We start from the raw sequence: 8,704 nt of genomic DNA, 5'->3' as shown, positions 1-8,704 counted from the left end.
CCTTCGACACGACCGACGATGATCGATGGCGGTTCAGGGCGCGACGCAGGTGCGTCAGGCAACCCGGCCTCAGTGGCTGGTTCGTCGGTGGGTGTGTCCGCTACCGGATGCGGATCGAGAAATGAATCGATCATTCAGACTCCTACGCATGCTTATACGTTTTTCTTGATGAACTGCACCGCCAGCCTCTCGACCTGGTCGGCATCAACCGCCGGCAGCGTGCCCGCCGCGTCGGTCATAGAATTCGGCAGCCCGGTGGACGACTTCTTTACCCGGCCGTCGACCCCCGCAGCCGCGTTGCCGTCGGTGGGATGGATCAGCTTCGGCACCCTGCCAAGCTTGTCTCGACCGAATTTCGGCATGTCCGCCGTCATGCTGGCCGCCCCACCCCACGAATGCCCCGCCGACTTCACCGTAAAGGTGCCCGGACACCCCAGCTCGATATCGCCGCCGCGCAGCTTCAGATACGCGCCACCGGACGTCACGAACACGACTTCATCGCTCGCCGTGCCGGTCAGCGTTCCGCCCGCCGCGGTCAATTGAATGTTCTTCGCCGAATCGACTTGCGTATCGTCGTTCTGCGACTGAATCGTGACCTTCCCGTGATTCGCGATCGCCGACACGCCATCGCTGTGCGCGAACATCGCGACACCGCGACCGGCATGCAGATTGATGCGCTCGCCGCTCGCGACCTGTACGTGCCGCTGCGCGATCTGATCGATGTTCTCGCCCGCATACACGACATGCGTTTTCGGCGTGACGTTGAGCGATCCCGACTGCGCGCCGAATGCCATCAAGGCGGACGCGTCGTCGCCCTCACCGCGCTGCGCGCTGTCGGGTGTCCAGTTTCGAAACGCGTCGGCGATGCTGTCCTGGCCCGCGGCATCGGCGGTCCGCCCACCGTGCTGGCCGGCATGGTCGCCGAGCGACTTGAAGAGTTCGGTGCATTGATCGAGCAGGCGAATCAGTTCCTCCCGATCAAGCTGGCCGCCGGTAGCCCGTGCACGCGCATAGGTCGACAGCAAAATGCCGCGGGCCGCGCGCAACGCCGCGGCGGCATCGGTGCGCAGTTCCGCACCTTCCCCCCGGTCGCTGCCGTGCCCGCCGTCGCGCGGCTGAGTCAGATAGCCCAGATTCAATTGGGTATGCGCGTGTTCGCTCGCCAGCTGTGCGGAGATTTGCGACGGGGTATCGTCCAGACGAAGCTGGTTATGACGCCGGCCCTTGATTTCCCTGGTCTTGATGCCGGACAGGTAGCGATTGCCGGGCAGCGCGCCGGTATCGCTGAAATTCGCGGGCGGGTTCGCACCGTTGCTCAACACCCCGATGATGACCAGCCGGTCGGGGTCGCCCGACAGACACCCCAACAGGACTTCCATACCGACCCGCGGCAGGAACAGCGCACCGAACCCGCTGCCCGCCAGGCTTGCCCCAACGCGAATGGGTGCACTGTCGCCGGCCGAATCGTTCGTACCGGCACCTTGCGCGTGCGCATGGTCTGCCGGATCGAAGCCGTGTATGCGCACGCGCACACGGCCGGCCGCGTCGCAAAACACTTCCTCGCCCTCGGTGCCGACGATCGTGCCGGTCAGCAGGTGAACCGGCGGCACATCGATGTTCGGATCGTAGGCAGGCTTGAGCGGCACGCCGCGCCGCACGCACGTGAAGCGGTTCTCGTAGCGCGTGTCGGTGTGCGCCGATCCGTCGACAGGTGCCGGGGAAGCGGTTTGCGCGAGGTTCAGACTCGCCGCGAAGAGCTCGCCCACGCGCCCCGTCAGATGCTTCGGCAGGTTGTTCAGGATCTCGTGCCGAACCGACGTGACCACGAACTGACGGCGATCGACCGGCTTCATGTCGAGCTCGGGGTCGCCCGTCAGCGTGAACCAGTGACCGACCGGCAAATCGCGCACGCTGCCGATCCCGTCGTAACGCTCGGCTTCGAACTGGTGCGCCAGTATCCGGTCGCGCGTGATGCGGTCGTGATCGCACCATGAATCGCCGACGTGCGGAATGTCGATCGCGACGTCGGTCAAGAGGTGCGCAAGGTCGTTCCCCGCGTCACCCTGGTCGATGCCGGTGACGGCCATGGAATCGTCTGCGCGAGCCGTCTTGTAATCCCAGGACGGACGGCGCACCTTGCCGGACGACAGGCTTTGACCGTGCGCAAACAGCGTCACGGTGTCGCGTTGTCCGGCCCGGGCGTCGCGCGGCTGAAGGCGCAGCGTACCGGCCGGTGCTTCCGTCACGCGATACGGGTCGTCGCAGAATATGAGCGTATGCGTCGGCCGCTCGCCACCCCGGCCGGCCTTCGCGAAGACCGTGATGCCCTCCCGGCGCAGCAGCCGCCGGATGAAACGCGCATCGGACTCGTTGACCTGCCGCGTGAGCTCGCGCACCGGATAGCGTTCGGCCTGCAATCCCGACAGGTCGAAATCGAACGCACGCGCGAGCGCGACGCTGCGCAGCTTCCACTCGTTCATCAGCGTCGCCAGGATTTCCGTCACGCTGCGCGACCGGAACACACGGGCGTTGGTGCGGCGATCCATCAACGACAGCGCGTCGCACACGTGCAGTTGATACACGGTCAGTTCGCCGTCGGACTGACCGGTCCGCACTTCGCGCACGATCGCGTTGATCGCCCGAATGCCGCCCCGGTCGGTCGTCAGCCGGACCGACACGGGCAGGCCGAGAAACAGCGCAGGCGACAAATGATCGTGGATGGACACGCAGGTCAGCGTGCCTTCGATGCCCGACATCAGCCCTTCGCGGATATCCGCGTGGTGAAGCGCCAGCAGATGGCCGACCGCGTGTTGTGCCTGCCCGAAATGAAGGGCGACCGGCCGCCGGTTCAAGTCACCCAGACCGGACGCAAAATGCCGGAATGCGGTTGCTGTCGACATCGCCATGCCCTCGTCATGCTTGCTTCCGGCCACCTCTATTGCACCCCGCCCGACCGTATCGCCACCCTGTTGCCGGCGAACCCGAGCCCGGCCGCCCGCTGGACCAGCTCGATATCGTTGGTCACGCCGAGCTTCTTCATCGCGCTGATCTTCTGCGCACTGACGGTCTGCTTGCCCTTGTTCAGCCGCTGAGCGATCGTCTTGATCGGAACGCCGGCCAGATACATGCGAATCACCTCGATCTCGCGCGCCGACAGCTTCACCGGCTGATGGTCGGGTTCGGCGAGCGAGTCGAGCGCGCGCCGCACGAGCGGCGACAGATAGCGCCCGCCGCTGTAGCTCGAATGGATCGCGGTCACAATGTGGCCGACTTCGTCGAACTTGCTGACGAGGCTGGCGCCGCCTTGCGCGAGGATCGAGCGGAAGATCACCGGATTCTCGTTGCCGACCAGCGCGACGATGCCGACGTTCGGGCGCATGCGCCGCAGCCACTCGAACAGCGCGAGGCCATCCATTTGCCTGTCGGCGCTGATCGAATAGTCGACCAGTGCGATGTCGCATTCGATGCTGTCGAGCGCCGCGGCGAGTTCGCCCGGGGACCGGTAGACGCCGACGAGATCGATCGCGCACGCGTCGACGGCGATGTGCTCCATGCCCGCCAGCGTCAACGGCCAGTCGTACGCGAAAACGGTGCGAATACTGAATTTCCCCATGCGCAGTTCCAGAAGGTTCGCCGGGCCGCGTAGCGCGGAATGCGCGCGCGGCCGGATCGGCGTTGAATCGGCAAGCGAGATATTTTTATCCCGGTCGTTATTCTATGAAGCCGTGCGCGGCAGGGATATCGGACGACGTATAGGACAGCCCTCAGGAACGTAATACGAGTTTGATATTTGCGCCGATTCGCTCGTTCGGCGGCAACCGGAGTCGGCCGGACGGCCAACGTTGCAGGCTGCGCGGGCCGCATGGCCGGCCCGCGGGGTAAAATTGCCCCCTTTGCATGCCATTCCGGGCGACCGGCCAGCGGCAGCGCGCCGATCGCGGCAGCGCGCCGCGCCCGCTCGCCGGCAGCCCGTACTCCCCGCTTCTCCCATGACCGAATCCGACCTGCAATCCGACGACACCTCCATCCACGAAGACGGCCTCTGGCGCGACAACGGCTGGACGGCACGCATCATCAAGAACGAAGACGACGACGGCTGGGCCGTCGAGATGATCAAGGACGGCGAGGCCGAGCCAGCGCTCGTCGGCCCGTGGACGATGGGCCGCGACAAGAAGAATCCGAAACCGATGGACGCGAACGCGTTCCGCACGCTCGTGAAAACCGCGACCGAGGTGCTGATGCGGCACGCGCAGCAACGCCGCGCGCTGCTGCACAAGGAAGTGACGGTTCAGGGCGAAGACGGACAGGATGTGTCGGTCACGCTCGACATCGTGCCGGACGAGTTCGAGCCGTACGCGGAGCTGAAGGCGTTCGACCCGTATGGCGAGCTGCTGGCCGACGCGAAAGTGTCCCCGGGGTTCAAGCTCAACAAGGCCAGTGCCCAACGCTGGGTCGAATCGGGCTTCGAACGTCCGGCCTGACGCCTGCGCCGGCGGCCCGACGCCGCCGGGCCCGCACCGTGGGCGGCGCATCCGGCGCGATCGGCACGATCGGCGTCAGCCGTGCAACCCGTGCGCGATCATCAGGCGGTACAGCGTCGCGCGCGAGACGCCCAGCTCCGCCGCGACGTCCGCGTGCTGGTGCCGGTGGCGCAGCAGCGTTTCCTCGATCGTGCGCCGCTCCGCCTGCCGGCGCACTTCCGCGAGCGTCGGCGGCTGGCGCGACGTGTACTGGTTCAATTCGAGGTCGGCAGCCGAGATCAGCGGGCCGTTCGTCATCACGACCGCGAACCGGATTCGGTTGATCAGCTCGCGCACGTTGCCGGGCCATGCATAGTTGTGGATCGCCTCGATCGCACTCGGCATGAAGCCGCGGATCCGGTGCGAGCTGTCGCCGCGATAGCGCCTGAGCACGTGCTCGGCGAGCAGCATGATGTCGCGGCCGCGCGCGCGCAGCGGCGGCTCGTCGATGCGCAGCACGCACAGGCGGTAATACAGGTCCGGGCGAAAGCGCCCTGCCTGCATCGCGGCCTCGAGATCGACGTGGGTCGCGGATACGATCCGCACGTCCACCGGAATCAACGCATGGCCGCCCAGCCGCTCGATCTTGCCTTCCTGCAGAAAGCGCAGCAGGCTCGCCTGGCTCTCGAACGGCATGTCGCCGATCTCGTCGAGAAACAGCGTGCCGCCGTGCGCGGCCTCGATACGCCCGATCTTGCGCTGATGCGCGCCGGTAAATGCCCCGCGCTCATGACCGAACAGCTCGGCCTGCAGCAGCGTCGACGGAATCGCCGCGCAATTCACGGCGACGAACGGCGCATCGGCGCGCGACGACTGCTGATGGATCGCGGCCGCGGTCAGCTCCTTGCCGGTGCCGGATTCGCCGGCGATGAAGACAGTCGCCTCGGTGTTGGCGACCTTGCGGATCGTCGCGAACAGGCGACGCATCGCGTCGCAGGCGCCGATCATCGTACCGCCGGGTAGTGCGGCATCCGCGGCCGGGTCGCCCTCCGACAGTTTCACCATCCCGTATGCGTGGCCGACGAGATAACCGATGGTCGCGTCCGCGCTCCCGTAGCGCACGTAGTCGAAGCAGCACTGGCGGATCAGGCGCGCAACCGTCGTATCGCGCAGCCCGTCGTCATCCGCGAGCGCGACCCAGCCGACGCGCGGATCGCGCAGCAACGTCTCGAACGCTCCGACGTCGGGCGACGCGAAGTCGCCGAAATCGACGATACCCGCATGCAGCCGGTTCGCCTTGACGAGATTGAGTGCGTCCGCAACGGTTTTCGCACGCCATACGTCCCAGCCGCGCGACGCGAGACAGTCGATCAGCGCAGGGGCGGGATGCTGCGACAGATAGATGAGCGGACGCGACGGCGCGGTGTGGTGGCGCCGGGCCGGCACGAACGGCGGCATGCATGCGTCCGGTTCGTCCTCCTCCGGGCCTGACAGTCTGATCGGGCAGCAATAGTTCACGATGGCCTCGCCGCGTGGGATTGTCCGTCGGGCCGCCCGGCGCGCCACGATGCGCGACGGGTCTCCCTGCCCGCGCGCGGCGCTGCCGGCGTGTCCGCACGGTAGTGTTTCGTTATCGGCAGAACACGACCCGCTGCGTATAGATTTGCGGTTCTGCGACTGGCCCCGCGGGCTGGTTGAGTTCATGGTTGTAGGGCCGGTAGACCTTGCCGTTCACTGTCACGTCCGTCGCACGCGCCGTCTCGATCGTGTTCAGACTGTTGCGTTGCCAGTCGCTGACGCGGTCCGACGCCGATACGCTCGACTCGCCGGCGATCTTCTGCGTGATCGCGCTGCTGTCGCTCCACGGTTGCGTCTGCATGTCCTCCGCGTGCTGCATCGCGCCGACCGTCTTGCCGGTCGACGCCGGCCCGTTCTGCGCTTCGAACGGCGTGCCGCGGCCGTATACCGGCGATTGCCACGAAGGCGCATGGCCTTCCTCCGGCATCATGTAAATCATCTGCGGATCGCCGACCATCATCATCGGCACGCATGCCGTGTTGTCCGGGCGGCCGAGCGTGGTCAGCGCCTGCTGCACGCTCGCTGCGTTCGCAAGGGTCTGCTCGCTCAGGATGACGAAAACCGCAGGGTTCTGGAAAACCGACTGTGCGGCAGCTTGCGTGCCGTACAGCAACAGAGCGACCAAAAAGATCCTCATGATTGAGGCCTCCTTGTACCCTCGACAGGCAAAAAGAGGTGTTGACCTCGGGGATGGGACCAACACCCGTCAAACCTGCAACGCGCGTCGCGCAGCGGGTTCCGGCGGCTCCCGCACGGCCGGCGTGCGGTCGCGCGGGAGCCGGACCCGCTTGCTTACGACGACGTGCTCGTCGAGATGACGGCCGGAGCCGGCATGGCCGGAGCGGCCGGTGCAGCCTGCTGGTCGACTGCCGGCGCGAGATCCTTCGCCTGGTCGGTCACGGCCGGCGAATCGGCGGCCGGTACCGGCGCGGCGGGCTGGGCGGCTTCGGGGGCCGGCGCTTCGGCAGCCGGCGCTTCAGCAGCCGCTTGCGGTGCCGCATCGGCAGCCTTCGCATCGACCGCGGGCGCGGGCATTGCAGCAGCGTCGGCCTGCGGTGCGGCGTCGGTCGTGGCCGGAGCGGCTTGCGCGGCATCCTGCGTCTTCGTGTCGACGGCCGGCTGCGCCGCTGCTTGCGCGGCGGTGTCGGTCGCGGCCGGCGCAGGTTCCGGTGCCTTGTCGGCCACTGCCGGCACTGGTTCCGGTGCCGGTGCCGTGTCGGCAACCGCAGGTGCGGGCTCCGGTGCCTTGTCGGCAACGGCCGGCGCAGGTTCGGCTGCCTTGTCGGCGACGGCCGGCGCAGCGACGACGGCGGCCGCAGGGACCGCGGCCATCGCGGCCGGTACGACGGCAGGTGCAGCCGCAACCGCAGGCGCTGCCGCAGGTGCTGCTGCCGCAACCGGCGCAGCGGCGGCAGCCGGCACGGCTGCCGCGGCCTGGGACGCCTTCGCGGCGGCCGCCTGTGCGGCGACCGGCACTGCGCTGACAGCAGGTGCGGCGATCGACGGTGCGGGCATCGGTGCGGCGATCGGTGCTGACTGGACGGCGGTCGTCGCCACCGGGCGCGTCTGTGCGGGTGCCGGCGCGGCCGCGTCGAGCGGCGGCAGACCCATGCGGTTGCGCACCAGCGGATCGCGATACTTCACGTCGTCGGCGACGGTCGCTTCGGCAGCCGGCGCCACGTTCGAGCGCGCCAGCGGCGCGGTCGTGCCCGGGCACAGGTGGCCGGTCGCTTCCACTGCACGCCGGTTCGCATCGCTCTGGCAGAGCAGCGCGAGCGCAACGTCGGTCAACCCCATCGCACGGAATTCACGCGCATCGAGGCGACGCACGCACGCCTGGTCGACGAGCGTCGTGCCGCCGGTCGCGCCGAATCCCGGGAACGACACGCCGACGCTCACCGAGCCCATGCAGGTATCGGACAGCGTGGTCGTGAGGCCGGGCGCCTGGATCGCCGGGTTCGTCTTGATTGTCTGGGTACCCGAATAGTTGACGTTTTCCGCCGACTGGGTGTTGTACGGGTTGGTGCCGGGTGAGCCAGCCGACGCGAGAGAGCTCACGCCTTGCGGTGTCACGTTCGAACCGCCGCTCGTGCTGGACGGCATCGTCACGTTCACGTTCACGTTCGAATTGCCGCTCCCGCGCACGCCGCTGCTGCTGGTCGCACTGCCGCCGGTCGAGGTGTTCGTATTCATGCTCGAACCGCCGCCCTGGCTGATCGACGTCGACGATGTCGACGACTGCGCGCTTGAGGTCGAGTCGGCGGTTTGCGCTTGGGCACCGATCGTGGTCATCGCGAACATTGCCGCGCATGCCACCTTGATCTTGTTGCTGTTCATTTCAATCTCCGGACGAGGTTTGACCTCCCACCCAGGCAACCGTACTAATTCCCCTGAATTCCTTCAGCTTTGCCTGCTTCCCCGAACTGCTTCCAGCCACTACCCAGCTGGGACCACGAGCCGCCCGACATTCCCGGCCATGGCTGAGAGTCCGGTGCCCCGATGGCATTGCCCGACGAAAGCGATTGTTGTTCTGACGGGTTGGTTGTAGGGTTTGACGTCTGCAAATTTGATTGCACGTCCTCGGCAGCACGGTCAGCGCCATATGCCGTCAGAGACGCGAGCATCAGAGCGGCGGCAATCAGTTTCTGCTTCATGCCAACTCCTTA

Annotated in this window: 7 protein-coding genes; 1 reads left to right on the top strand and 6 read right to left on the bottom strand. The window is 66.9% G+C overall.

The window, feature by feature from the left end; translation table 11 throughout:
* Window positions 1-152 precede the first annotated feature (152 nt).
* Both DIE13_RS29820 and DIE13_RS29815 read right to left on the bottom strand, forming a co-directional pair.
* Window positions 153-2,900 (bottom strand): type VI secretion system Vgr family protein, encoded by a 2,748-nt coding sequence (locus DIE13_RS29820; protein ID WP_124830613.1) that lies wholly within the window; start codon window positions 2,898-2,900, stop codon window positions 153-155.
* A 35-nt stretch (window positions 2,901-2,935) separates the two neighbouring features.
* Entirely contained in the window at window positions 2,936-3,613 is a 678-nt protein-coding gene (locus tag DIE13_RS29815; protein ID WP_124830612.1) for a response regulator transcription factor, read from the bottom strand.
* 376 nt (window positions 3,614-3,989) lie between these two features.
* Here DIE13_RS29815 and DIE13_RS29805 point away from each other — a divergent pair, with 376 nt between their 5' ends.
* A complete protein-coding gene (locus DIE13_RS29805) occupies window positions 3,990-4,481 on the top strand; it encodes a hypothetical protein (protein ID WP_124830611.1) in 492 nt (163 codons plus the stop codon).
* Window positions 4,482-4,556: 75 nt separating this feature from the next.
* Here the strand turns inward: DIE13_RS29805 and DIE13_RS29800 are convergent, their stop codons facing one another.
* The 4 genes from DIE13_RS29800 to DIE13_RS29785 form a co-directional block, all read right to left on the bottom strand.
* Window positions 4,557-5,918, bottom strand: a complete 1,362-nt coding sequence (locus DIE13_RS29800) for a sigma-54 dependent transcriptional regulator (protein ID WP_124830610.1) — start codon at window positions 5,916-5,918, stop codon at window positions 4,557-4,559.
* Between the two features lie 172 nt (window positions 5,919-6,090).
* Window positions 6,091-6,675 carry a hypothetical protein gene (locus DIE13_RS29795; protein ID WP_124830609.1) on the bottom strand — a complete coding sequence of 195 codons (585 nt, stop codon included), beginning with the start codon at window positions 6,673-6,675 and terminating at the stop codon, window positions 6,091-6,093.
* A 155-nt stretch (window positions 6,676-6,830) separates the two neighbouring features.
* Window positions 6,831-8,375 (bottom strand): chemotaxis protein CheA, encoded by a 1,545-nt coding sequence (locus tag DIE13_RS29790; RefSeq protein ID WP_124830608.1) that lies wholly within the window; start codon window positions 8,373-8,375, stop codon window positions 6,831-6,833.
* A 44-nt stretch (window positions 8,376-8,419) separates the two neighbouring features.
* Window positions 8,420-8,692: a hypothetical protein gene (locus tag DIE13_RS29785; RefSeq protein WP_098551554.1), complete on the bottom strand. Its 273-nt coding sequence runs from the start codon at window positions 8,690-8,692 to the stop codon at window positions 8,420-8,422.
* Window positions 8,693-8,704 lie beyond the last annotated feature (12 nt).

The organism is Burkholderia sp. Bp9016, from assembly GCF_003857765.1.
Classification (GTDB): domain Bacteria; phylum Pseudomonadota; class Gammaproteobacteria; order Burkholderiales; family Burkholderiaceae; genus Burkholderia.
Note: the sequence above shows the minus strand (reverse complement) of the source record. Positions and strands in the feature narration are given on the sequence as shown.